At 67.0% G+C, this 23,796-nt stretch carries 23 protein-coding genes; 12 read left to right on the forward strand and 11 right to left on the reverse strand.

Annotated elements, in window-relative coordinates; all coding sequences use genetic code 11:
• Positions 1-118 precede the first annotated feature (118 nt).
• Positions 119-868, forward strand: a complete 750-nt coding sequence (locus AC07O0_RS09115) for a LuxR C-terminal-related transcriptional regulator (RefSeq protein ID WP_494622110.1) — start codon at positions 119-121, stop codon at positions 866-868.
• Positions 869-899: 31 nt separating this feature from the next.
• Positions 900-1,712 carry a glycosyltransferase family 2 protein gene (locus AC07O0_RS09120; protein WP_494622112.1) on the forward strand — a complete coding sequence of 271 codons (813 nt, stop codon included), beginning with the start codon at positions 900-902 and terminating at the stop codon, positions 1,710-1,712.
• Between the two features lie 101 nt (positions 1,713-1,813).
• Here AC07O0_RS09120 and AC07O0_RS09125 read toward each other — a convergent pair whose 3' ends face one another.
• Positions 1,814-2,041, reverse strand: coding sequence for a hypothetical protein (locus AC07O0_RS09125; RefSeq protein WP_494622114.1), 228 nt, complete (start codon positions 2,039-2,041; stop codon positions 1,814-1,816).
• Between the two features lie 252 nt (positions 2,042-2,293).
• On the opposite strand from AC07O0_RS09125, the gene AC07O0_RS09130 reads away from it, so the two are divergent.
• Positions 2,294-3,208 carry an alpha/beta fold hydrolase gene (locus tag AC07O0_RS09130; protein WP_494622116.1) on the forward strand — a complete coding sequence of 305 codons (915 nt, stop codon included), beginning with the start codon at positions 2,294-2,296 and terminating at the stop codon, positions 3,206-3,208.
• Positions 3,209-3,239: 31 nt separating this feature from the next.
• Here the strand turns inward: AC07O0_RS09130 and AC07O0_RS09135 are convergent, their stop codons facing one another.
• The 9 genes from AC07O0_RS09135 to AC07O0_RS09175 form a co-directional block, all read right to left on the reverse strand.
• Positions 3,240-4,520 carry an aspartate aminotransferase family protein gene (locus AC07O0_RS09135; RefSeq protein WP_494622118.1) on the reverse strand — a complete coding sequence of 427 codons (1,281 nt, stop codon included), beginning with the start codon at positions 4,518-4,520 and terminating at the stop codon, positions 3,240-3,242.
• 24 nt (positions 4,521-4,544) lie between these two features.
• A complete protein-coding gene (locus AC07O0_RS09140) occupies positions 4,545-5,606 on the reverse strand; it encodes a phosphotransferase (protein ID WP_494622120.1) in 1,062 nt (353 codons plus the stop codon).
• Positions 5,603-6,631, reverse strand: a complete 1,029-nt coding sequence (locus AC07O0_RS09145; RefSeq protein WP_494622122.1) for a histone deacetylase family protein — start codon at positions 6,629-6,631, stop codon at positions 5,603-5,605. The genes AC07O0_RS09140 and AC07O0_RS09145 overlap by 4 nt, the downstream gene beginning before the upstream one ends.
• A gap of 21 nt (positions 6,632-6,652) precedes the next feature.
• Positions 6,653-7,705 (reverse strand): ABC transporter substrate-binding protein, encoded by a 1,053-nt coding sequence (locus AC07O0_RS09150; protein ID WP_494622124.1) that lies wholly within the window; start codon positions 7,703-7,705, stop codon positions 6,653-6,655.
• A 177-nt stretch (positions 7,706-7,882) separates the two neighbouring features.
• Positions 7,883-8,725 carry an arginase family protein gene (locus AC07O0_RS09155; protein ID WP_494622126.1) on the reverse strand — a complete coding sequence of 281 codons (843 nt, stop codon included), beginning with the start codon at positions 8,723-8,725 and terminating at the stop codon, positions 7,883-7,885.
• Positions 8,722-9,543, reverse strand: coding sequence for an ABC transporter permease (locus AC07O0_RS09160; RefSeq protein ID WP_494622128.1), 822 nt, complete (start codon positions 9,541-9,543; stop codon positions 8,722-8,724). The genes AC07O0_RS09155 and AC07O0_RS09160 overlap by 4 nt, the downstream gene beginning before the upstream one ends.
• Positions 9,543-10,442: an ABC transporter permease gene (locus tag AC07O0_RS09165; RefSeq protein ID WP_494622130.1), complete on the reverse strand. Its 900-nt coding sequence runs from the start codon at positions 10,440-10,442 to the stop codon at positions 9,543-9,545. The genes AC07O0_RS09160 and AC07O0_RS09165 overlap by 1 nt, the downstream gene beginning before the upstream one ends.
• A 10-nt stretch (positions 10,443-10,452) precedes the next feature.
• Positions 10,453-11,538, reverse strand: a complete 1,086-nt coding sequence (locus tag AC07O0_RS09170; protein WP_494622132.1) for an ABC transporter ATP-binding protein — start codon at positions 11,536-11,538, stop codon at positions 10,453-10,455.
• Positions 11,535-12,590: an ABC transporter substrate-binding protein gene (locus AC07O0_RS09175; RefSeq protein ID WP_494622134.1), complete on the reverse strand. Its 1,056-nt coding sequence runs from the start codon at positions 12,588-12,590 to the stop codon at positions 11,535-11,537. Before AC07O0_RS09175 ends, AC07O0_RS09170 begins: the two co-directional genes overlap by 4 nt.
• Positions 12,591-12,874: 284 nt before the next feature.
• Between AC07O0_RS09175 and AC07O0_RS09180 the strand changes: the two genes are divergently transcribed.
• Positions 12,875-13,201, forward strand: coding sequence for a DUF3870 domain-containing protein (locus tag AC07O0_RS09180; protein ID WP_092154409.1), 327 nt, complete (start codon positions 12,875-12,877; stop codon positions 13,199-13,201).
• Between the two features lie 18 nt (positions 13,202-13,219).
• Here AC07O0_RS09180 and AC07O0_RS09185 read toward each other — a convergent pair whose 3' ends face one another.
• Entirely contained in the window at positions 13,220-14,611 is a 1,392-nt protein-coding gene (locus AC07O0_RS09185; protein WP_494622137.1) for an aminotransferase, read from the reverse strand.
• Positions 14,612-15,012: 401 nt separating this feature from the next.
• On the opposite strand from AC07O0_RS09185, the gene AC07O0_RS09190 reads away from it, so the two are divergent.
• The 8 genes from AC07O0_RS09190 to AC07O0_RS09225 all read left to right on the forward strand — a co-directional run bounded on the left by AC07O0_RS09190 (position 15,013) and on the right by AC07O0_RS09225 (position 23,786).
• Entirely contained in the window at positions 15,013-15,936 is a 924-nt protein-coding gene (locus AC07O0_RS09190; protein ID WP_494622139.1) for a hydroxymethylglutaryl-CoA lyase, read from the forward strand.
• 14 nt (positions 15,937-15,950) lie between these two features.
• Positions 15,951-16,697, forward strand: coding sequence for an enoyl-CoA hydratase/isomerase family protein (locus AC07O0_RS09195; RefSeq protein ID WP_494622141.1), 747 nt, complete (start codon positions 15,951-15,953; stop codon positions 16,695-16,697).
• Positions 16,694-17,848, forward strand: coding sequence for a CaiB/BaiF CoA transferase family protein (locus AC07O0_RS09200; protein ID WP_494622143.1), 1,155 nt, complete (start codon positions 16,694-16,696; stop codon positions 17,846-17,848). Before AC07O0_RS09195 ends, AC07O0_RS09200 begins: the two co-directional genes overlap by 4 nt.
• Positions 17,845-18,636: an enoyl-CoA hydratase/isomerase family protein gene (locus AC07O0_RS09205; protein ID WP_494622145.1), complete on the forward strand. Its 792-nt coding sequence runs from the start codon at positions 17,845-17,847 to the stop codon at positions 18,634-18,636. The genes AC07O0_RS09200 and AC07O0_RS09205 overlap by 4 nt, the downstream gene beginning before the upstream one ends.
• The gene (locus AC07O0_RS09210) at positions 18,633-20,270 is read left to right on the forward strand and encodes an AMP-binding protein (RefSeq protein WP_494622147.1); all 1,638 of its coding nucleotides are present in this window, start codon (positions 18,633-18,635) and stop codon (positions 20,268-20,270) included. The genes AC07O0_RS09205 and AC07O0_RS09210 overlap by 4 nt, the downstream gene beginning before the upstream one ends.
• Entirely contained in the window at positions 20,267-21,259 is a 993-nt protein-coding gene (locus AC07O0_RS09215; protein WP_494622149.1) for an NAD(P)H-dependent flavin oxidoreductase, read from the forward strand. Before AC07O0_RS09210 ends, AC07O0_RS09215 begins: the two co-directional genes overlap by 4 nt.
• 50 nt (positions 21,260-21,309) lie before the next feature.
• Positions 21,310-22,281 carry a Bug family tripartite tricarboxylate transporter substrate binding protein gene (locus tag AC07O0_RS09220; protein ID WP_494622151.1) on the forward strand — a complete coding sequence of 324 codons (972 nt, stop codon included), beginning with the start codon at positions 21,310-21,312 and terminating at the stop codon, positions 22,279-22,281.
• Between the two features lie 74 nt (positions 22,282-22,355).
• Positions 22,356-23,786, forward strand: a complete 1,431-nt coding sequence (locus tag AC07O0_RS09225; RefSeq protein ID WP_494622153.1) for an NAD-dependent succinate-semialdehyde dehydrogenase — start codon at positions 22,356-22,358, stop codon at positions 23,784-23,786.
• Positions 23,787-23,796: the final 10 nt, after the last annotated feature.

A 23,796-nucleotide genomic window follows, 5' to 3' on the forward strand; every position in this document is an offset into this window, starting at 1 on the left:
AGTCTGCACGTATTTCGTCCAGGCTCTCACCAACCAACAAAAAATCACCGACAGCGAAAGCCTATGCCTCCTGTTGCATCCGCGACATCAGTCTTGTTTTGAGTAAAGGGGAGTAACAATGGCTGACATTATCGAGACCGCCGTGCTGAGCGACAACGCCCTGCTCCGCGAAGGTATCACCCAATTGCTGGATGGTGCGCGCTTCCGGGTTAGTCAGAGATCGACCAGCCTCGATTTCCAAGGCTGCGAAGACCAGAAGACACCTGACCTTTTCATCGTCGTGATCGACGACATGTCCTGCTCCATCGTCGGCGACATCCGGAGGCAGTTCAAGAGCGCCAAGATCGTCGCGCTCGCTCTCCGCGACAGCCGCGAACTGATGCGCCGCGCCATGCAGCTCGGAGCGGTCGGCTATCTCGTCGAGTCCGTATCCGCGCAAGATCTCATCACCTCGCTGGAAGTCGTCATCGCCAACGGCGCCGTGTTTCCTCCCGATCTGCTGTCGCAGCTCGCCGAAGTCGCGGTCGAACCGCAGCGCCTCCTTCAGGGCGTCCAGCGCAGGGCCGACGGCTCGCCGTTCCAGGGCCTTTCGGCCCGGGAGGTCAGCATACTCGAAGGGCTGATGCTGGGTGAATCCAACAAGGTGATCGCACGCAAGCTGGAGATCGCCGAGGCCACCGTGAAGGTCCATGTCAAGGCGATCCTGCGGAAGGTGCGGGTCAGGAACCGCACCCAGGCAGCCATGTGGGCCATGCAGAACTCCGTGACCCGGATTCCGGTGGTCGAGGACTCCGTCTCGGTTGAGGACGAGCCCTTGCCGATGATGGCAGCAAGGCCGGAAATCGCGAACTCACCCCGGCTTTCCTGAACCGATTGGCCTCAGCGGCGGAGCTGCTCCCATGATCGTGACCATCGTGACCCCGACGCTGAACGCCGTCGACTATCTGAAGGAATGCATCGAGTCCGCGCGCCGCAATGCGACGCGCGGCATCGAGATAGAGCACGTGATCGTCGACGGCGGCAGCAGCGATGGAACCGTCGAGCTCGCCCGGAGCTACGGGTTGCGCGTGATGCAGGGCAAGGACAGCGGCATCTTCGACGCCATCAACAAGGGCTCATTCAACTCCTCGGGTGAGTTGCTGGGCTTTCTCGGCGCCGACGATGTCATGCTCCCGGGTGCGGCCGCGGCTGTCGTCGACGCCTACCGCGCAAGCCGCCGGCGTTGGGTCGTCGGCGCCATCCGCTGGATCGACTCAGGCGGGCACAGCCTCGGCGGGCTTGCGGCCCCTCCGAACTGGATGACGCCCGCCATGCTAGTCTGCCTGGGCTGGAACCCGATCATGCACATGGCGACCTATTTCTCCCGGACCTTTTTCGAGGAGCTGGGCGGCTTCGATATCGCCTACAGGGACGCTGGCGATTACGACATGTTCTGCCGGGCCCTGACGCAGGAACCCTATGGCCGGATCGCGCGGCCGATCGCCTGCTTCCGGCGCACCGGCGTCAACAACAGCGCGATCCACGGCAGCCGCACCGCCGCCGAATGCGCCAGGATCTACGCACAGCATGGCCCCTCGTCGCAGACCGAGCGGCTGTTCTGGCGCCTTCTGCTGAAGACCTATTTCAATCTCGGCAATCCGGACTGGCTGCTGTCAAAGATGGCGGATTCGACGCGCACGACGCTGAAGCTCCAGCCGAAAGCGCATTTCTGATCGTTTCCCGACCGAGGCGCGAGCCCTGCCCGACAGCACAGCGCGACCGGCGAGAGGCGGGTCAGGCTGCCGGGCTGGTGCGCCTGAGCAATCGAGACGGGTCAACGCAGCGCGGGCAGGAAATCTCGCTTGCTGCGGAAAAGCCAACGGCATGCCTGTGCCGCCAGCAAGGCACTGGCGATGACTGGCCAGGCCGCGCTTACCAGCACAATCACGGCGATGTCCTTGGCGGTAAGAGCGGAGCGTTCGGCTTCGAGCGCCGAACTAAGAGCGATCAGACTTGCGACCACAAGATGGATCGCCATGACGATGACGAGCGCAATGGTCATCTGCAATCGCCCTCAGCGTATCGTCCGCTAGCCATTCATCGCCCCAGATTAGAACCGCGGCAACCTCGATCAATGACGAATGAAGATATTGCCGGGGCCATTTGGGTTAGTGCTCGGAGCGGCGAGAAAGCGCGGCACAAGAGCCCCGGAGTCGGGTGACTAGCCTGCGCTGCTTCTAGCGCAGGGGCCGCCTCTCGACGCTCGCAACCTAACTTCCACCCGCGCGTTTTCATGCCAGCAAGGAATCCTGGCATGAATTCACCCCAGCAACAGCAACTGCGGCTTTCCGGTGGAACCGACCTGTCCTTCATCACGGCAGGTGATGCGGCTGATCCTGCGCTGCTGCTCCTGCATGGCTTTCCGAGCTCGTCACGCACCTTCGCAGGCGTCATTCCGAGGTTGGCGCGCGCCAGTTACGTGATCGCGCCCGACTTGCCCGGTTACGGCCGATCGGCTCCCTTGCCTGTGCCAACTTTCGATGCGTTCGGCGCTGCGATCCAGGAGTTGCTGGACCATCTCGCGATCGGGCACCGCTTCATCTATCTGCATGACTGGGGAGCGCCCGTCGGCCTCGATATCGCCATGCGATCGCCCGAACAGGTCTCCGGCCTCATCATTCAGAATGCCAACGCCCATCGCACAGGCTTCGGGCCACTATGGGAAACGACGTTCGCGTTCTGGGCAAACCCCACCGCAGAGAGTGAAGCCAAGGCGACGTCGCACCTGACCTTCGAATTCACGCGCGAGCAATATGCCGGTGGACTACCGGAGGACGTCGCCGCCACGATCAAGGGCGAGCCCTGGATCGAGGACTGGCGCGTGATGAATTTGCCCGGCCGCATGGAAACGCAACGCGCGCTGATCGCCGACTACGCCAACGTCGTCGCCCGATTCGACGCCATCGCCGAATACCTCAAAGGATGGCAGCCACCTGCGCTGATGCTATGGGGGCGTCACGAGCCCTATTTCGAGCTCGCCGAGACGCTGTCGTGGATGGAGGATCTCCCGCGCATGGAGGCCCACATCTTGGACGGCAGCCATTTTCTGCTGGAAACGCATGCCGAGCCAGCACTCTACTTCATGCTGGACTTCCTGAAGCGAACGCAGAAGCGCGACGCGCGTCCCAAGGATGGCGACCTTGTCGCCGACCGTCCAAGCGGCATGTAGCCGTGCGGCGGGTTCGCTGAAGGCGCTACCTTCAGCCCGGCGTCGCTCGGAGCGCAAGCCCGAGAGCCTCCACAAGCCGGTCGGCATTGTCCCGGGAGAAGACCATGGGCGGCCGGATCTTGAGCAGATTGCGGCCGGCGCCGGTGATGCCGACGAGGACGCCCTGCTGCAGAAGCTCCTCGATGAGTGCCCGCGCGACATCAGGCGCCGGCGCCTGGCTCACGCGATCCCTGACGATCTCGACGCCGACGAACAGGCCGGTGCCCCGGACATCCCCGATGCGCTCGTCGGTTTCCATCAATCCTGCAAGCCGGCCGCGCAGATAGGCCCCGACCTGCAGCGCGTTCTCCTGCAGCCCCTCGTCGCGCAGCACGTCGAGCACGGCGATGCCCGCCGCGGCGACGACCTGATTGCCGCCGAAGGTATTGAAATAGCGCTCCGTCCTGAGGAAGCCCTCGACCAGCTCGTGACGGGTGATGACGACGGCAAGCGGCAGCCCGTTGCCCATAGGCTTGGCCATGGTGACGATATCCGGGGTGATCCCGGCATGCTGGAAGCCCCAGAAATGCGTGCCGGTGCGCCCGAGCGCCGACTGGACTTCGTCCGCGATGATCAGCGCGCCGGACTTGCGGACCTCGGTGATCGCCTCGTCGAGATAGCCGGCGGGCGGGCTGTAGAGGCCGTCGCTGGCGAAGACCGGGCAGGCGAAAAGCGCGGCTGGCCGGTGCCCGCGCTCGACGAGGCCGGCAATCGCCCGGCGATACTGCTCGGCATACCGCGAAGCCGTCAGCTTCGGCGTTTGATCACCGATGCCGCGATGCTCGGGTGCGGGCACGGTCGCGACCCAGCCCTGCTGGCGCTCGGCAGGAATGGTCGAGGAATCGAGCGCGCCGATGATCGTCGAATTGCCGTGGAAGGCGGAGCGGGTGATCAGCGCGCCGCTACCGCCGGAATTGGCCATGGCAATCCGCCAGGCGAGCTCGTTCGCCTCGGTCCCCGAGCAGACGAACATGCAGACCTTGAGCGGGTCGGGCATGGTCTGCGCGAGGCGCTCGGCATAGTTGACGATCAGCTCGCTGGGATAGCGGGTGTTGGAGTTGAAGGTCGCGAGCTGGCGGCTCGCCGCCTCGACCACGCGCGGATGGCAATGGCCGACATGCGGGACGTTGTTGTAGGCGTCGAGATAGCGCTTGCCGCCCTGGTCGGTCACCCAGACGCCCTCGCCGCGTACCGGCACGAACGGGGCCTGGTAGAATTGCTTGTACATCGGCCCGAGCAGGCGGGCGCGGCGTTCCATCAGCGTGTCGTACATGGCGGGCTTCTTTCCGGGGAGACCTCAATGAGTGCCGAGGCCGGCGGCCTCGGCGAGGCGAGCGTGGAGTTCGGCCGGGGGCAGCGCATCGCAGCGGGCGAGCGCTTCCCAGCCGAAGCGGCTGACATCGTCGCGATAGGAGGTGGTCGCGGCGGGGTTGGCCTGGCGGCGCCAGGAGACGATGAGCTCGCGGGTCACGAGCCGCGCCTGAATCAGAACCGGCAGCACCGCGATCTCGTTCGCTTCGAGCGGCAAGACCCGGGCATAGCCCTTCACCACCTGTGCCATCGCGCCCAGCGGATCGGCCTCGCGGTAGAGCAGATGCGCGGCGGCGATCGCGACCTCGGCAACGCGGATCGTCCGGATCATGTCGCCGAAATCGATGATGCCGGAGACCGAACCACCCTGCGGCCGGAGCAGCAGGTTGTTCTGGTTGAGGTCGTTGTGGATGACCTGCCGGGGCAGCGCCGGCAGAAGCGGCGCGACGGTCGCAGCGAAGCGGTCGAGCACGCGCTCCGCCAGAGCCTTGCGCTGGTCGGTATCGAGGAAGGCGATCTTCTCGCGCAAGCTGGCGAAGTGGACGAGGTCCCAGATGAAGGCCCGGTTCGCTCCGGGATGTTCGAAATCGGCCAGCGCGCGATCGAGTCGCGCCGCCAGCATGCCGATCTCGACCCGCTGGGCTCGCGACAAGGTGCTGCCGAGCGCAGGTTCGCCCGGCAGATAGGTCAGGACGCGCAGCAGATAGCGCTGGCCACCACGCTCATGCGCCACGATCGTGCTGCCATCGCGTGCGGCGACGACGCGCGGCACCGGCAGGGCCGGATCGGTCCGCGCCAGATGGGTGAGCGCCGCGTTCTGGAAGGCGAGTTCCTCCGCACTGTCGGAGTCGCCGCAGATCTTGAAGACGACGTCGCGGCCATCCGCGCAGGCGACATGAAGGTTGAGGTCGCGCTCACCGCTGATCCGCGCGAACGAACCGCTGATCCCGAAATGCTCGCGCAGCATCCCGGCCAGTTCGTCGCCGGCGAACTGCGGCAGCGGCGCCATCAGCGCATCGTCCAGCGCAGGCATGGCAAGGCCGCTCACGCCATCGCCTCCTGGAAGCCGGTCAGGAACGCCGCGAGATTGTCGCCCAGCACCGGCGAGGGATAGCCGCCCTCCTGGATGATCACGGTCGGTCGCCGCAAGCTCGCCAGGCTCTCGCCCATGCGCCGGAAGCCTTCCGTCGTCACGGCGGTGCAGGCAAAGGGGTCGGCCACCGAGGGGTCGAGGCCGAGCGCGATTACCAGGACATCGGGAGAGAAGGCCTTCGCCTGTTCGACCGCTTGCCGGACGGCAGCGAGATAGACCTCGTCGTCGGCCCGCTCCGGCACCGGCAGGTTGAGGTTGAAGCCCTCCCCCTCTCCCGCACCGATCTCGTCGGCATAGCCGGCATAGAACGGATAGACCGTCGCCGGGTCGGCATGGACCGAGATGGTCTGGACATCGGCGCGATCATAGAACAGTTGCTGCGTACCGTTGCCATGATGAACGTCGACATCGAGGATGGTGACGCGCGAGGCGTGATCGCGCGCCAATGTCGCCGCCAGCGCCGTGTTGTTGAGGAAGCAGTAGCCGCAGGCCTGATCGCGATAGGCGTGGTGCCCCGGCGGCCGGCACAGCGCATAGGCCGCCCGCTCGCCGTTCAGCACCCGCGCCGTTGCATCGATCGCGGTCGCACCACTGGCGAGGATTGCCAACCAGCTGTCGGCGAGCAGCACGCTCGCCGCGTCGGCGATGTAGTAGCCGGCCCGCCCCAAAAGGTCCTGCGGCAGCCGGCGCATATAGGCGTTGGGATGCAGGCTCGGGCGCAGTTCCTCGCTCGCCGGGAAGCGCTGCTTCCATGCGGCGAAGCCGGTTTCGAGGAAGTCGAGATAGTCGGCGTCGTGAACGCGCCGGATCAGCGCTAGGTCCGCCGGTCCCGGCTCGACCACCGCCTCGGTGCAGCTCTCGGCGGCCGCGAGCAGGACACGCGCCCGATCCGGCACCTCCAGCGCCGAGGTGAGCGCGCCACCCGAAAGCCGGGTGCGCACATGATGACCGTACTGGTCGGGATGGAAGATCGTCTTCATCTCAGGCAGTCCTCAAGAGGCTCACTTCGCGATCAGCGCCTGGTAGCGCTCCTGCACGCGGGCGATGTTGTCGGCCCACCAGGCGGGCTGGAGCGGCGCCTGGCGATCCTTGTTCTGCGGCGAGGAATTGGCCTTCGCCAGCGCTTCGGCTGAGAACTGCTTCACCGCGAAGGCACGCTCGTTGATCGGCCCGTAATAGGGCAGCAGATCGGGGATGTTCGCCTGGATCTCGGGCGTGACCATCTGCGCGATCATGCGCTGGGCGGCGGCGGCATTGGCGGCCCCCTTGGGGATGCCGAAGCAGCCGAAGCCGAGCAGGGCCTGGTCATAGGTGAAGTCGACCGGTGCGCCGTCGGCGAGCACGCTGGCGACCCGGCTGCCCCAGATCACGATCATGTCGACCTCGCCATCCTTCAGGAGCTGCGCGGCCTGGGCGCCCGATTGCCAGAACACGTCGATCGAGGGCTTCAGCTTCGCCAGCGAGGCCAGGGCCCTGTCGGCATCGAGCGGATAGAGCTTGTCCTTGTCGACCCCGTCGGCGAGGAGGGCGACCTCCATGCTCTCCTGAGGATAGATGTGCATGGCCCGCCGGCCGGGGAACGCCTTCGGATCCCAGAAGTCCTTCCAGCTGCGCGGCGGCTTGTCCTTGTACTTGTCCTTCTGCCAGGCCAGCACGGTCGAGACATAGTTGCTGCCGATATAGGCTGTCCCCCGCGCCTGCGGTGCGATGCCGGTGATGTCGATCTTCGAATAGTCGAGCGGCTCGAACAGCCCTTCGCTTTGGCCTCGGGCGCAGTCGGCCTCGCCAAGCTGGACAATGTCCCAGCCGGGCTTGCCGGACTGGACCTGCACCCTGACGCTGGCGAGCCCGCTATGGCTCTCCTCGCGCACGCGCACACCGAGCGTCTTGCCGGCCGGATCGAACAGCGCCTTGCGGACGCTGCCCTGATATTGCCCGCCGAAGCCGGCGAAGGTGACCGAGTCCTGCGCCATGGCGATCTGTGCCGAGCCGACCAGCACCGCGGCGGCGAATGCGAAGCGCGACATCGTCATGCCCAATGAAAACTGCGTCATGTCTCTCCTCCCCACGTGAAAACGGCGCCGCGCACGCAGACTGGCTGTCCGCATGCCGGCGCCGGTTCATCCGCTTGTTCGTGTCCGTCCTTGCGGGAAGGACACCGCGAAATGCCTTGCGACGTCGATGAAAAAGGCGGGTTCGGCTAGGCGCCCTATGCAAGGGCGCTCGGCCGGCTAGCTGGTCTCACATGCGATCACCATGACCGGACAATTCAGGGCGCCGGAAAGCTTGCGCGTCGCAGCGGCAGGGCCCGACATCGCCAGGCGATCGAACGGCGCGGATAGTCCCGCTTCGATGTCGACCACGACCGCACCGGGCGAGAAACGCCGGATCGCCTCGCACGCTTCGGCCAGCGCAGCATCGGCTGCCTTCTCGTCAGCCTCGCTCCCAAGGACGAGGTTGAGATTGGCGCCAGCGGCGTCCTCGCCGCCGTGCTCGTCGGCATAGCCGGTGTAGAAGGGATAGCGCTGGGCCGGGTCGCCATGAACCGAGACGCAGAGCACGTCGGCGCGCGACAGGAAGATCGACTGGATGCCGTTGGCGTGATGCTCGCCGAGGCTGAGCACCGCGACGCGCGGCAGGCTCTCGCGCAGGAAGGAGGCCGCGATCGCCGCATGATTGAGGTGACAACCATGCGCCGCGCGCCCGGCATAGGCGTGGCGCCCGCTCCCGGCACAGCGGGTGACGACCTGCCGCTCGCCCGCTGCGATCCGCAAGGCGCCAGCCATGACGTCTCGTGCATCCATGAAGGCGTCCGGCCAAGTCGAGGGCGAAACCGCCGTCAGCGCATCCGCGAGATAGAATCCAGCGCGCGCCTCGATATGCGCGGGTAGGCGCATCCGGTCGCAACCGGGATGCAGCGTCGCCCTGATCTCGGCGTCCGGCTTCTCCAATGGCGCGAAGCGCAGGAATTCCAGATAAGAGGCTTCGTGCACGCCCTGGATCGCGTATTGGCAGAGTGAGTCCAGCTCAGCGGCGTCCCCGTCGTCGCGCTTCGAAACAGATCTGGCAGTCATCGCGCTGCTCCCTTCTCCGGCCGCTTCGCGATCTGGACGATGAGCAGGAGCACGATCGAGGCGACGACGAGCACCGAGGAGACCGCCGCGACCAGCGGGTCGACCTGATCGCGGATGTTGGCGAACATCCGGCGCGGCAGCGTCGAGTTTTCGCCGCTGGAGATGTAGAGCGCGATCACCACCTCGTCGAAGGCGGCGACGAAGGCGAACAGCGCCCCGGCCGCGATCGAGCTCTTGATCTGCGGCACGGTCACGGTGAGGAACGCCTTCAGCCGGGTCGCGCCGAGGCTGCGGGCCGCCCGCTCCAGATTGCCGTCGAAGGATTGCAGCCCGCTCGACACCGTCACCAGCACGAAGGGCAGCGCCAGCATGATGCCGACGAGCACGAGGCCGGTCACCGTGTTGTTGAGCCCGAGCTTGGCGAAGACGAAGAACACGCCGATCGCGACCAGGATGTTCGGCACGATCATCGGCAGCAGGAAGGACATGCGCAGCGGCTTGGTCAGCCGCTCCGGCATCTGCGAGAGCCCGTAAGCCGCCGCGGTGCCGATCGGCGTCGCGATCAGCGTCGTCAGCCCGGCGACCCGGAGCGAGAGCCAGAGCGCATCCATCCATTCGCTGGAGTCGAAGAACTCGCGATACCAGCGCAGGCTCCAGGCCCGCGGCGGGAACTCGAGATAGTTCGAGGCCGAGAACGACATCGGCACGATCAGCACGCAAGGCACGATCAGGAAGATGAAGATCAATGCGCAGAGGCCGTAGAGCCAGAGCCTCTGATAATGCCTGATCTGCGTGGCGCTGGCGGCGGCGGTCAGCATCAGCGGCCCCCATAGAGCTTGTCGACGCGGAACACCTTGTTCAGCGCGGCGAGGATAGCGATGGTCACGACGAGCAGCAGCACGCCGAGCGCGCTGGCCGCGCCCCAGTTGCTGTAGGTCGAGACATTGGTGGCGATCTGCATCGACCACATGCTGACCCGCCCGCCGCCGAGCAAGGCCGGGGTCAAATAGAAGCCGAGGCTCAGGATGAAGACGAGCACGGTGCCGGCGAAGAGGCCGGGGCGGCTGAGCGGGAAGAATACATCCCAGAACGCCTGCATCGGCGAGGCGCCGCAACTCGACGCCGCCTTGAGATAGTCGGTGTCGATGGTCTTCATGCTGGAATAGAGCGGCAGGATCATGAAAGGCAGCAGCACGTGCAGCATGCCGATCGTCGTGCCGATGAAGTTGTTCACCAGCGGGATCGGCTCGTTGATGATGCCGAGGCCGACGAGCCAGCTATTGATCAGCCCGCGTCGTTGCAGCAGCACGAGCCAGGCATAGGTGCGCACCAGCACCGAGGTCCAGAACGGCAGGATCACGAAGATCATGCAGATCGCCGCCGCCCGCGGGCTGAGCTGCGAGAGCAGATAGGCGACGGGATAGCCGAGCAGGATCGAGCCGAGCGTCACGATCCCGGCGATCTGGAAGGTCGTCACGAAGGTGATGACATAGACCGGCTGCGCCAGCCGGACATAGTTCTCCAGCGAGACGCCGCCATCCTTGCCGATGAAGGAGAGGATGAAGAGCCAGCCGACCGGGACGATCAGCAGGAGCCCGATGACGACGAGCCCGGGCACGGCAAGAAGCGCAAAGGACCAGGCCTCGCGCCGCTCGGCGCGGGCAAAATAGGACGCATCGGCAGCGCCTGGCCCAGCCGCCGCGATCAAACCGGTCATGGATCGCGCCTCAGACATCGCCGCTGACCAGGATGCTGTCATTGCGGTGGACGTTGATGTGGATCGGCTGGCCGGGGGTCGGCACGAGCCCGCGATTGGCCTCCTGCGGCACCAGCCGCACCGCGATGTTCTGGCCGTCCGGGAAGCCCGCGATCACCAGCAGGCTGTCGCCCTGGAAGATCGTCTCGCGCGCCACGGCGGAGAAGGAATTGACCTCGGCTCCCGGGGCGGCGACCGGGCCGATCGCCAGCTTTTCCGGCCGCAGCGCCAGCCAGCTCTCCCGAGAGTTGGCTGTCGATCCCGCCGCATGGTCGGGAAGGCGCAAGGGGGTGCCGAAGACGCTGGCGCCGCCGCCTGCCCTGAGCTCGACCGGCAGGAAGGTCGTTTCCCCTACGAAATCGGCGACGAAGCGCGTCCTTGGCCGGTCATAGATCGCGCGCGGCGTGTCGAACTGGATCAGCGCGCCGTTGTTGATCACGGCGATCCGGTCCGACATGGTCAGCGCCTCGCGCTGATCATGTGTCACGAACACCGTCGTCGTGTGCAGGCGCTCATGCAGATGGCGCAGCTCGATCTGCATCTGCTCGCGTAGTTTCTTGTCGAGCGCCGAAAGCGATTCGTCCATCAGCAAGATGCGCGGCTCGAAGACGATCGCACGCGCCAGGGCGACGCGCTGCTTCTGCCCACCCGAGAGCTTGTCGACGGGACGATCGATGAACTGGCTCAACCTGACCATGTCGAGCGCGCCGCGCACTTTGGTCTCGATCTCGCTTCGCGAGAGCCGCCGGAGCTTGAGCGGATAGGCGACGTTCTCGAACACGTTCATATGCGGGAACAGCGCGTAGTTCTGGAAGACGAGGCCGATCTCGCGCTGGTGCGGTGGCCTGGTCAGCAATTCCTCGCCCGCGACCAGGATGCTGCCGCTGGTCGGGGTGACGAAGCCGGCCAGCACCTGCAGCAGCGTCGTCTTGCCCGAGCCGGACGGGCCGAGCAGCGTGACGAATTCGCCGGGCGCGATATCGAGATTGATGTCCTTGAGAGCCTCGAACGAACCGAACTTCTTCGAGAGTCCCCGGATCGAAACCGGCACCTTCATTGCAGGATCGCCGATTTGAAGGCCTCTTCCGCCTTGTCGCCGTTCTTGGCCCACCAGGCGGCGTCGATCAGCGCCTGCTTGCCGGCGTTCTGTGGCGAGGAGTTGGTCTTGGCGAGCTGTTCCGGCGTGAACTTGCGGATCTCATAGGCCTTGGCGTTGACCGGGCCGTAATTGTCCATCTTCTCGATGATGTTGGCCTGGATCTCGGGCGAGACCATCGCCAATGCGAGCTCCTTCGCCTTGGCGGCGTTCTTCGCGCCCTTGGGGACGGCGATGCAGCCATAGCCGAGCAGGCCCTGGTCGTAGGTGAACTGGACGGCGCTGCCGTCCTCGATCACCGGCGAGACGCGGCTGCCATAGATCGCGATCAGGTCGACCTCGCCGTCCTTGATCAGCTGCGTCGACTGGGCGCCCGTGGTCCAGAACACGCCGATCTGCGGCTTGAGGCGCTTGATCGCAGCGAGCGCGCGCTCGACGTCGAGCGGGTAGAGCTTGTCCTTGGCGACGCCGTCGGCGAGCAGCGCGATCTCCAGCGTCTCCTGGGCGAGGCCGGAGACGGCGCGGCGCCCCGGGAACGCCTTTGCGTCCCAGAAATCGGCCCAGGACTTCGGCGGCTGCTTCACCTTGTCGGTGCGCCAGGCCAGGACCACGGAATAATAGTTGGTCGCGACCCAGCTCTTGCCGCGCGCCGTGGCCGGGACCGAGGCATCATCGAGCTTCGAGAGGTCGAGCAGCTCGAACAGCCCCTCGCTCTCGCCGCGGGCGCATTCATCACCGCCGAGATGGACGAGGTCCCAGGCCGGCGCGCCCGACTGGACCTGCACCCGGATCGAAGGCAGGTCGCCATGCGTCTCGCTGCGGATCTTGACGCCGAGTTTCTGCGCGGCGGGATTGACCAGCGCCGCGTCAAAGCCCTTGCGCATCGCGCCGCCATAGCCGGCGACCGTCACGGTCTCCTGCGCGGTTGCGGCAACGGGGAGCATCGCGGAAATCGCCGCGCCGACGATCGCGGCGATCTGCCCGCGCCTCGCGCTGTCATTCTTGTCGGTCATGGCCAACCCCTCGGATTTTGTTTTGCGCCGAGGTGACCGAAACAAAAAAACCGGCGCTTTCGCCCCAGCCCTTGCGGGCCCGGAGAAAAAGCGCCGGTTCGAATTGTTCCCCTGGAGGCCCGTCACAGGGAGGGCCGCCCAGCACAAATCACCTAGCCCATTTAGTACGCGCCGGATTTTCACCCCTGTCAACCGTCGTCCTGCACCTGTCTTTTCAGCCCTTGCCAGCAGGCAGGCGAGTGTGAGAGCCGTCTGGCCAAGCAAGCACGAAACAGGGGAACGTCATGTCGGATGTCAGGACAGTGCTGGTGAGCGGCTATTCCGCCGCTCCCAAGGGCACCAGCATGTTCGAGGAGTTCAAGCATGCCGGCGTCGTGCTCGAGATCGACCCGGCGACGAACGTCATCGTCGCGGTCGACGCCACCTTCGTGACGCAACTCGCCCGCTCGTTCTATTCGCGCCTGATCGTCGGCTACGACGTCAGCAACGGCATGGCGCCGCTGGAACGGCTGATCTCCACGGCCGTGCACACGCCGTCGCGCGAGGCGCTGATCGTCGCCACGCGCGCCGCCGTGCAGCGCTATTTCCAGATCCGCGACAATCGCGGGTAAAGGCGGGACCGGCCGCCCTCAGGCGGCCTTGTCCAGCGCAATGCCCTTCGTCGTCAGCAGATCGAGCCCGAGGTCGAGCGCTTTGGTGAAGCGGTCGACTGCGTCGTCTATGCCCTCAGGCGTGATGATCAGCGGCGGCGTTATGATCAGCGTGTCGCCGAGCGCCCGCACGATCAGGCCGTTCTCGAAGGCGAGACGCTGGATCTCCAGGCCGAATTTCAGCGAGGGCTCGAAGGCTTGCCGCGTCGCCTTGGAGCGAACGAGCTCGATCCCCCACATCAGGCCGACGCCGCGGACCTCGCCGACGAGCGGATGGTCGAGCAGGGCCTTGAGGCGCCCTTCCAGCTGAGCTCCCAGCACCTGGGCGCCGGTGATCAAGCCGCGCTCCTCGTAGAGCGTCAGCGCCTCCAGGCCGACGGCGCAGGCGATCGGATGGCCGCCATAGGTGTAGCCATGGCCGAACACGCCGATCTTGTCGCCCTGCTCCTTCATCGCCTGGTAGATCGGCTCCGACAGCAGCAGCGCCGAGAGCGGCTGATAGGCCGCGGTCAGCGCCTTGGCGCTGCTGATCATGTCGGGCTTGAGGTCGTATGTCTGCGTGCCCCACCAGTTACCGGTGCGCCCGAAGCCGGTGATGACCTCGTCGACGACGAAGAGGACCTCGTATTTCCTGAGGATCGCCTGGACCTTCTCGTAATAGCCCTTCGGCGGCACGACGCAGCCGCCCGTGCCCATCACCGGCTCGGCGAAGAAGGCCGCGACCGTCTCCGGCCCTTCCGCCAGGATCAGGTCCTCGATCTCCTTTGCCAAGCGCGTCGCGAAGGCTTCCTCGCTCTCGCCCGGCAAGCCTTCCCGGTAGAAATGCGGGCAGGTAACATGCAGGAAGCCGTCGAGCGGCAGGTTGAAGTCGCGATGGATATGCGGGAGGCCGGTCAGGCTGGCGCTGGCGATCGAGGTGCCGTGATAGGCACGCTTGCGGGCGATGATCTTGCGCTTCTGCGGCTTGCCGATCGCGTGGAAATAATACCAGGCCAGCTTCACCGCGGTATCGTTGGCTTCCGAACCCGAGCTCTGGAACAGCACCTTCGACATCGGCACCGGCGCGATCTCGATCAGGCGCTCGGAGAGTGCGATCGCCGGCTCCGAAGTCCGGTGCGCGAAGTTCTGGTAGTAGGGCAGTGCCGCGAACTGCTTCGCCGCCGCCTCGGCCAGCCGGTTCTCGCTGAAGCCGAGCGCCGCGCACCACAGGCCGGCCATGGCTTCGAGATAGCGGTTGCCGGCGTCGTCATAGACGTGGAAGCCCTCGCCGCGGGAGATGATCGTCGGGCCGATCTTCTCGTGCAGCGAGAAATTCGTCTGCGGGTGGAGCTGGTAGGCGATGTCTCTGGCGTGATTGGAATTGGCGGTCATGGCGCACCTCGCATGCCGGCTCAAGGCAGCCAAAAACCGCCTCGCGTCCGCGCAAAATTTTCGGGAAGAGCCGGTTCGATCGCTTGTCTGGACAGCCGCTGAAGCAGCCCATCGCCAATCGCCTGACAGCGCGAAAATGCCTGCGGGCACAGTGGTTGTCAAACGGGATGGCGCGCATCCGCCATGCCCTGGCGAGGGAGGAACAGGCCGCTCGTATGCCGGTGAACACCCCAAATTTCGCCACTTGACGGCGCGCCGGACACGGGCATAGACCTGAAAGCAGCTAGGAGATTTGTGCCCCGACGCCCTTCAAGGCAGCGGGACCACAGCAAATCGGACCGGCACACGCAGGAGCGGAAACCCCGCTCGTCCGTGTGCCGGTTTTTTTTTGGACTGACGCCATGACCGATGCGGTTGTCATCTGCGAATGCTTTGCCCGCGACGGGCTGCAGCATGAGCCTGTCTTCCTGCCGAGCGAGCAGAAGATCGCGCTGATCGACGCCTTCACCGCCGTCGGCTTCCAGCGGATCGAGGCGACCTCCTATTCCAATCCCAAGGTCGTGCCGGCCTTTGCCGACGCCAGCGACGTGCTCGCCGGCATCCGGCGCAAGGACGGGGTTTTCTACAAGGCGACCTGCCCCAATCCACGCGCCGTCGCCCGCGCCGCCGCCGATTCTGAATCCGGCTATGGACCGAACGAGATCAGTCTGCTGGTCTCGGCAACGGAGGCGCACAGCGAGCGCAACCTGAAGAGCTCGCGGGCCGAACAATGGGCCAATGTCGAGGCGATGGTCGCCGCCGCGCAGGGCCGTTTCCGCCTGATCGGCACGATCTCGGTCGCCTTCGGCTGCCCGTTCGAGGGACAGGTCGACGCCAGCACCATCATCGCCGACGCCAAGCGGTTCGCAGCCCTCGGCGTGCGCCATGTGACGCTCGGCGACACCACCGGCCTCGCCACGCCGCGCACCACCAAGGCGTTGTTCCAAGCAGTCGCGGCGGCGGTGCCCGAGCTGACGCTGATCGCGCATTTCCACAACACCCGCGGCACCGGCCTCGCCAATTGCGTCGCCGCCCATGAGGCCGGCATCCACAATTTCGACAGCGCCTTTGGCGGCATCGGCGGCCACCCGGCCCAACTCGTCTATGGCGGCGGCTTCACCGGCAATGTCGCGACCGAGGACCTCGTCAACATGTTCGAGGCGATGGGCGTGCCGACCGGCCTCGACCTCACCGCCCTGATCGAGACCGCGCATCGCTGCGAGGAAGTCCTCGGTCGCCAGCTCCATTCGATGGTCGCCCGCTCCGGGCTCGGCCTCGTCGCCTGATCCAAAGAGGAACCATGTCCCAGACCCCTGCCCCGCTGCTCGTCGAGACCCGTGGCGCCGTCCGCATCCTGACGATGAACCGGCCCGACAAGCTCAACGCCCTCGACACGGCGCTGACGCAGGCGCTGTTCGACGCGCTGCTCGCCGCTCAAGCGGACGAGGCGATTAGGGCCGTCGTCCTGGCCGGCGCCGGGCGCGGCTTCTGCGCCGGTGCCGACCTCAAGGAATTCGCAGACCTCACCCCGGCCAATCAGAAGGCGGTGATCGCCCGCGCCGACCTGACGACGCGGCTGCACATGCTGCTGCCGGGCCTGTCGAAGCCGATCGTCGCCGCCGTCCAGGGCGTCGCGGTCGGCGGCGGCGCCGGCACCGCGATCGGCTGCGACATGGTCGTCGCCGGCAGCGACCTGAAATTCGGCTACCCCGAGCTGCGCCACAGCATCGTTCCCGCCATCGTGATGACGAGCCTGCAGCGCGCTGTTGGCCGCAAGCTCGCCTTCGAACTGGTCAGCACCGGGCGAATGGTCGGCGCCGAGGAGGCGCTGCAGCTCGGCTTCGTCAACAAGGTCGTGGCGCCGGAGGATGTGCTGGCCGAGGCTATCGCCATCGCCGAAGGCTGGGCCAAGGTGAAGCCGGTCGCGATGGAGGCGACCAAGCGATTGTTCTACCGCGTCGCCGAATTGCCCTTCGAGGCGGCGATGGCGGCCGGGCGCGACATCAATGCGCTGATGCGCAGCTTCCGCGACGGGGACGGCGCATGAGACCGCTCGACGGCATCACCATCGTCGACTTCTCGCGCGTCCTCGCCGGGCCGATGGCGACGATGATCCTGGCCGAGATGGGCGCCAGGGTGATCAAGGTCGAGCGTCCCGGCACGGGCGATGAATCCCGGCAATGGGAGCCGCGTATCGGCGAGGAGAGCGCCTATTTCTTCGCCTTCAACCGCGGCAAGGAATCGATCGTCCTCGATCTGAAGACGCCGGCCGGCCGCGCCGCGGCAAGAACGCTCGCGCTCCAGGCCGATGTCGTCCTCGAGAACTTCCTGCCCGGCCAGATGGACAAGATGGGGCTGGGCTATGCCGAGCTCTCCCAAGAGAAGCCGAGGCTCGTCTACGTCTCCAATACCGGCTTCGGCCAGAACGGCCCCTATCGCGACCGCGTCGGCTACGACACCATCTTCCAGGCGCTGAGCGGCGTGATGGCGCTGACCGGCCACCCGGACGGCCCGCCCGCCAAGGTCGGCGTGCCGATGGCGGACCTGACCGCGGGGCTCTGGAACGCCGTCGCCATCCTGACCGGGCTGGTCGGCCGCGCCAGCAGCGGCAAGGGCTGCCATGTCGACCTCTCGATGCTGGATACCCAGATCAGCCTGCTGACCATCGCCGCGGCGCGCCTCTTTGCGCTGGGCGAGGATCCGCAGCGCACCGGCACCGAGCATCCCGGCCGCGTCCCCTCCGCCGCCTTCGCCTGCGCCGGCGACGAGTGGCTCCATATCAGCGGCAGCGACCAGCATTGGCAGGCGATCTGCTCGGTCCTGCGCCTCGACGAACTCGCTGCCGATGCAGCGCTCGCCCGCAATGCCGAGCGGGTGAGACAGCGCGAGCGGGTGATGGCGGCGATGCGCGAAGCCCTGGCCGGGCGCAAGCGCGCCGGTGTCGCCGAGGCCCTGCGCGCAGCCGGCGTCCCGGCCGGCGAGGTCAACACGGTCGCGCAGGCTCTGGCCGATCCACATGTCCAGGCGCGCGGCATGGTGGCGGAGTTCCGGCACCCGACGGCGGGCACCTTCCCGGCCCTGCGCAATCCGCTGCGCTTCACCGGCTATGACGCCCCGTCCCTCGGCACCCCGCCGCTCCACGGCGCCGACAGCGCCGCCCTCGCCGCCGAATTCGGCCTGAAGGAGATCGGCGCATGAGTGGGACTCTTCTATTCGGAATGACCTTCGAGCGCCTGGCGGTCGCCGCCGACGGCCCGATCCTGCGGGTGACGCTGAACCGCCCGGAAGCGCGCAATGCGCTCGACCTGACGATGTGCCGCGAATTGCGTGCCGTGTTCGAGGCGATCGAGGCCGATCCGGCGATCCGCATCGTCCGTGTCGATGGCGCCGGCCCGGTGTTCTGTGCCGGAGCCGACCTCAAGGAGCGCAAGGGCAAGGACGAGATCTGGGTTCGGCAGCGCCGGCTCGCCTCCTTCGCCGCCTATGACGCGATCGAGCGTTCGAGCAAGGCCGTGGTCTGCGTCGTCGACGGGCCGGTCGTCGGCTCCGGCGGCGAGATCGCCATGGCCTGCGATTTCATCATCGCGTCCGAGCGCACCAGCTTCACCTTCCCGGAAGCGCATTGGGGCACGGTCGGCGCGACGCAGCGCCTGCAACGCGTCGTCGGCAAAAGGCTGGCGAAGGAGCTGCTGTTCACGGCGCGGCGCTGGCCGGTCGAAGAGGCCCTGGCTGCGGGCCTCGTCAACCGCATCGTCGCGCCGGACGCGCTCGAAGCGACCGTCGCGGAACTGCTCGCTGAGATCGCCAAGGTGCCGGCGCTGGCACTGACCCTCGCCAAGCAATCGATCGAGCTCGGCGAGAAGACCGACCTCGCCACCGGCATCCGCATCGAGCTCGCCGCGATCGAGCGCGCGCTCGCCGATACCGAATGGCGCAAGGGCCTCGAAGCCTTCGCCGAACGCGACGCACAGGGAAAGAGCTCATGAGCGCCAGCGAGCTGCCATCCGATCTGTTCGGCTGCGCCGACACCTTGCCGGAGGCACTGGCGCGGGCCGTGCGCCTGGCCGGCCAGGAGGAGGCTGTCGTCTGCAATGGCGAGCGCATCAGCTATGCCGCCCTCGCCGCGCGGGTCGACGACGTTGCGACCGCGCTCGCCGCGCATGGCGTTCGCAAGGGCGATCATGTCGGCATCTGCCTCGGCAACAGCATCCCCTGGATCGTGCTGTTCCACGCCATCGCACGGCTCGGCGCCGTCACCGTGCCGGTCAACACCAGGCTGAAGGCGGAGGAGATCGCCTACACGCTGCGGCAGTCGGACGTCTCGCTGCTGTTCATGACCCACCGGCTGCTCAAGATCGATTTCGTCGAGATTCTCAGGCAGATCTGCCCGGCGGTCGATACGAAGTTGCCTGACCCGGCACTGCCGAAGCTGACCCGCGTCGTCATTCTCGGCGAGATCGTTCCGGCAGGCGCGACCAGCTTCACCGATTTCCTCAAAGCAGGCGCCGGCCAGCCCGTACCGCAGCCCGTACCGACAGCGGACGATCCGCTGCTGATCCAGTACACCTCCGGCACCACCTCCTTCCCGAAGGGGGCGGTGCTGACCCATCGCAACATGACCTGGGACGCCTATTCCGCCGGCCGCTTCTTCGGCCTGCGCTCGGGCGAGCGCTATTTCAGCCCGCGCCCCTTCTTCCATGTCGCCGGCAGCACGCTCGCGGTCATTGCTTCGCTCCAGCATCTCGCCTGCCTCGTCAGCTGCGAGCGCTACGAGCCGGGCGATGCCTTGCGCTTGATGGAGGAGGAGCGCTGCACGCTGATGTCGGGCAACGACACCATCTTCCTGATGCTGCTCGACCATCCCGACCTGCCCCAGCGCAAGCTCTCCTTGCGCGGCGGCTGGGCGGCGGCGACGCCCTCGGTGATGGAGCGCATCGCGCGCCAGCTCGGCGCGACCGAGATGGCGGTCTGCTACGGCCAGTCGGAAGCCTCCCCGAACATCTGCACCGCGGCCTGGTGGGACCCGCTCGCCGACCGGATCGCCGGCTGGATGCGCATCCATCCCGGCGTCGAGGTCGAGATCCGTGCGACCGAGGACGGCCCTGAGCCCGGCCCGGGAGAGGTCGGCGAGATCTATGCGCGCGGCTGGAACGTGATGCAGGGCTATTACGCCAAGCCCGAGGAAACCCGCGCCGTCCTCAGCGAAGACGGCTGGCTGCGCACCGGCGATCTCGGCCGCCTCTCGCCCGATGGCCGCCTCGCCTTCGTCGGCCGGGCCAAGGACATCATCCGGGTCGGCGGCGAGAACGTCGCCTCGGCCGATATCGAGAACGTGCTGCATCGCCATCCCGGCATCCAGCAGGCGCAGGTCGTCGGTGTGCCCGACAAGCGCCTGATCGAGGTTCCCGCCGCCTTCGTGATCCTCGCCAGCGGCACCTCGCTGGCGCCCGACGAGATCATCGCCTGGAGCAAGGAGCACCTCGCCGGCTTCAAGGTGCCGCGCTATGTCGAGATCGTCGAGAGCTTCGACCAGATCGGCATGACCGCGAGCTCCAAGGTCCAGAAGAACAAGCTCGCCGCCCATGCGCGCCAGCTCTTCGGCCTCGAGGCGGTGGCATGAACACGCGCATCGAGACACGCTTCACCCGGCTGGTCGGCATCGACCTGCCGATCGTGCAGGCCGGGATGAGCTGGGCCTCGTCCTGCGCTGCGCTGCCGGCGGCCGTGTCAGGCGCGGGCGGACTCGGCGTCATCGCCGCCGGGCCGATGCGGCGCGACGACCTCAAGGCTGCGATCGCCGGCGTGCGAGCCGAGACGGACCGGCCCTTCGCCGTCAACGTCCCGCTCTATCGCAAGGAGGTCGACGACATCCTTGCCTTGCTCGTCGACGAGCGCGTCCCGGTCATCATCGCCTCACAGGGCGGGCCGGACCGTTATCTCGACCGCTTCAAAGCGATCGGCACGCTCTGCCTGCATGTCGTCGCCTCAGACGTCCATGCCGCCAAGGCGGCGGCCAAGGGCGTCGACGGCCTCGTCGTGGTCGGCGGCGAGGCGGGCGGCCACCCGCCGCCGGAACTGGTCTCGACCTTGGTGATCGGCCGCGCCGTGGCGAAAACGGTGCCCGAGCTGCCGATCGTGCTGGGCGGCGGCATCGCCGACGGCCAGGGACTCGCAGCGGCACTGGCGCTTGGCGCCGATGCCGCGCAGCTCGGCACCCGCTTCATGGCGACGCCGGAGGCGCGCCTGCATGAGGATTACCGTAGCCGCGTCGTCGCGGCCTCGGTCTCCGACACCTTGGTGGTCGGCCGCGGCTTCGGCATGATCCGCGTGCTGCGCAACCGCTTCGCCGAGGCGATGGCGGTAGCCGAGCGCGCCGGGCGTCCCGACGAAGAGCGGCGCGAACTCTTCCAGCGCGCCTCGCTCAAGCTCGCCGCCTTCGACGGCGACATCGAGGGCGGCAAGGTCGAGGCCGGGCAGAGCGCCGGACTGATCGACGACATCATCCCGGCCGGCGAGCTCGTGGCGCGGATCGCCGGGGAATACCGGGCGACGCTCGCGCGGCTTCCTGCAGCCGAATCCCTACGCGAACCCGCCTTGCAGCCTTCGTGACCATCCGCGCCGCCAGAGCCGGAAAAACCATAAACGGGAGGAGGATCGACATGGACAGGCGTACATTCATGGCGACCGCCGGGGCAGCGATGCTGGTCCCGCGCGGAGCTGTTGCGCAGGGTTATCCCGTCAGGCCGATCCGCCTGATCGTGACCTTCGCGGCTGGTGGCCCGGCCGATCTCTTCGCCCGTGCCCTCGCCAGCGGGATGAGCGCCCGGCTCGGCCAGCAGGTCGTTATCGACAACCGCCCCGGCGGGGCGGCCGGGCTGCCGGCGATCGATGCGATCGCGAAGGCCGGGCCGGACGGTTATCAGATCGCTCTCGCCGGCGCGGCGGCGCTCTCGACCGTGCCGTTCATGATCCCGAAAATGCCGTTCGACTGGGAGACCAGCCTGACGCCGCTCACGCTGGTGTCGCGCGTTCCGGAGGTCATCACCACCAACGCCAAGCTCGGCCTCAAGAGCCTCGCCGACCTCGTCGCCTACGCGAAGAAGAACCCGGGCAAGGTCAATTTCGGCTCCGCCGGGCTCGGCAGCATCACCCATCTCGCCAGCGAGCTGTTCAAGGCGGAAGCGGCTGTCGACATCACCCATGTGCCCTATCGCGGCGCCGCCCCGGCAGTGAACGACCTGATCGCCGGCCATATCGACATGGTCACGGCCGATATCCCGGTGCTCTTGCCGCAGATCCAGGCTGGCAGCGTCAATGCCCTCGCGGTCACCACGGATAAGCGCATCAAGGCCCTGCCGGATGTACCGACCACCGCCGAGGCCGGCTTTCCCAGGGTCGTCTCCGACAATTGGTACGGGCTGGTCGGCCCGGCCGGAATGCCGGCGGAGGTGTCGAGCCGGATCCACGCCGCCGCCCTGGCGACGCTGCGCTCGGACGAGTTGCTCAGGCAGTTCGAGAGCCAGGAGGCGATCTCCTCGCCGACCTCGCCGGAGGAGTTCGTCGCCTTCATCAAGGCCGAGCGGGCGAAATGGGGCCCGCTGATCGCCTCGATCGGGGTCAAGCTCGAATAGCGCCCGCACCTCTCCCCGGCAAACGACCGGGCCGCACAGCTGCGGCCCCAAGCTTCCAACGCAGGACATCGATCATGCTCGACAAGCCCCTTCTCATCGCCGGCAGCTGGCGCGCGCCATCCGGCTCCCGCACCGGCAACGTCGTCGATCCCGCCACCGGCGCGGTCATCGGCAAGCTCGGCTTTGCCGAGGCGGCCGATGTCGATGCCGCCCTGGAGGCCGCGCGGAAGGGCTTCGCCACCTGGCGCGCCATGACCGCGCTCGAACGCTCACGCATCCTGCATCGCGCCGCAGCATTGGTCCGCGAGCGCGCCGAGGTGATGGCGCAGCATATGACCCGCGAGCAAGGCAAGCCGCTGGCCGAGGCGCGCGGCGAAGCCGGCACGGCGCCCGAGCATATCGAGTGGTATGCCGAGGAAGGCCGGCGCGCCTATGGCCGGGTGATCCCCTCGCGCATCCCCGGCGCACGCCAGATCGTGATCAAGGAGCCGGTCGGCCCGGTCGCGGCCTTCAGCCCCTGGAATTTCCCGCTCGCCCAGCTCGTCCGCAAGATCGCCGGAGCGCTGGCCGCCGGCTGCACGATCATCGCCAAGCCGCCGGAAGAGGCGCCCTCGGCCTGCATCGAGCTCGCGAAGTGCTTCCAGGAGGCTGGCCTGCCCGAAGGCGCTCTCAACATCCTGTTCGGCGTGCCCGCCGAAATCTCGGAACGGCTGATCGCCTCGCCGGTGATCCGCAAGGTCTCGTTCACCGGCTCGGTCCCGGTCGGCAAGCATCTCGGCGCGCTGGCGGGCGCGCAGGCAAAGCGCGCCACCATGGAGCTCGGCGGCCATGCCCCCTTCATCGTCTGCGACGATGTCGATCTCGACGCGGTGGTGAAGCTCGGCGTCGGCCTGAAATTCCGCAATGCCGGCCAGGTCTGCGCCTCGCCGACGCGCTTCTATGTGCAGGACGCCGTCTATGACGGTTTCCGCGCCGCCTTCACCGAAGCGGCGAAAGCAGTCAAGGTCGGCCCCGGCGCTGCGGATGGCACGCAGATGGGCCCGCTCGCCAATGCCCGAAGGCTCGATGCGCTGCAGGATTTCGTCGCCGACGCCGTCCAGCACGGTGCCAGGCTCGAAACCGGCGGCCGCCGCATCGGCAATGAGGGCTTCTTCTTCGAGCCGACCGTTCTCTCCGACGTGCCCGACGCCGCCCGCATCATGCGCGACGAGCCGTTCGGGCCGGTGGCGGCGCTGGTGCGGGTCGGCTCGGTCGAGGAGGCGATCGAGCGCTCGAACGCCCTGCCCTTTGGCCTCGCCGCCTTCGCCTTCACCCGCTCGACCAAGCGCGCCGCGCAATTCGCCGACGGGCTCGACAGCGGCATGGTCTCGATCAACCATTTCGGCCTCGCCGCGGCCGAGACCCCGTTCGGCGGCATCAAGGATTCCGGCTATGGCAGCGAAGGCGGCACGGAGGGGCTCGAAGCCTATCTCTCGACCAAGTTCGTCAGCCAGGTCGGCGCCTGAGCCCTTCCGC

It is taken from the genome of Allobosea sp. GW821-FHT10B12 (assembly GCF_059415545.1).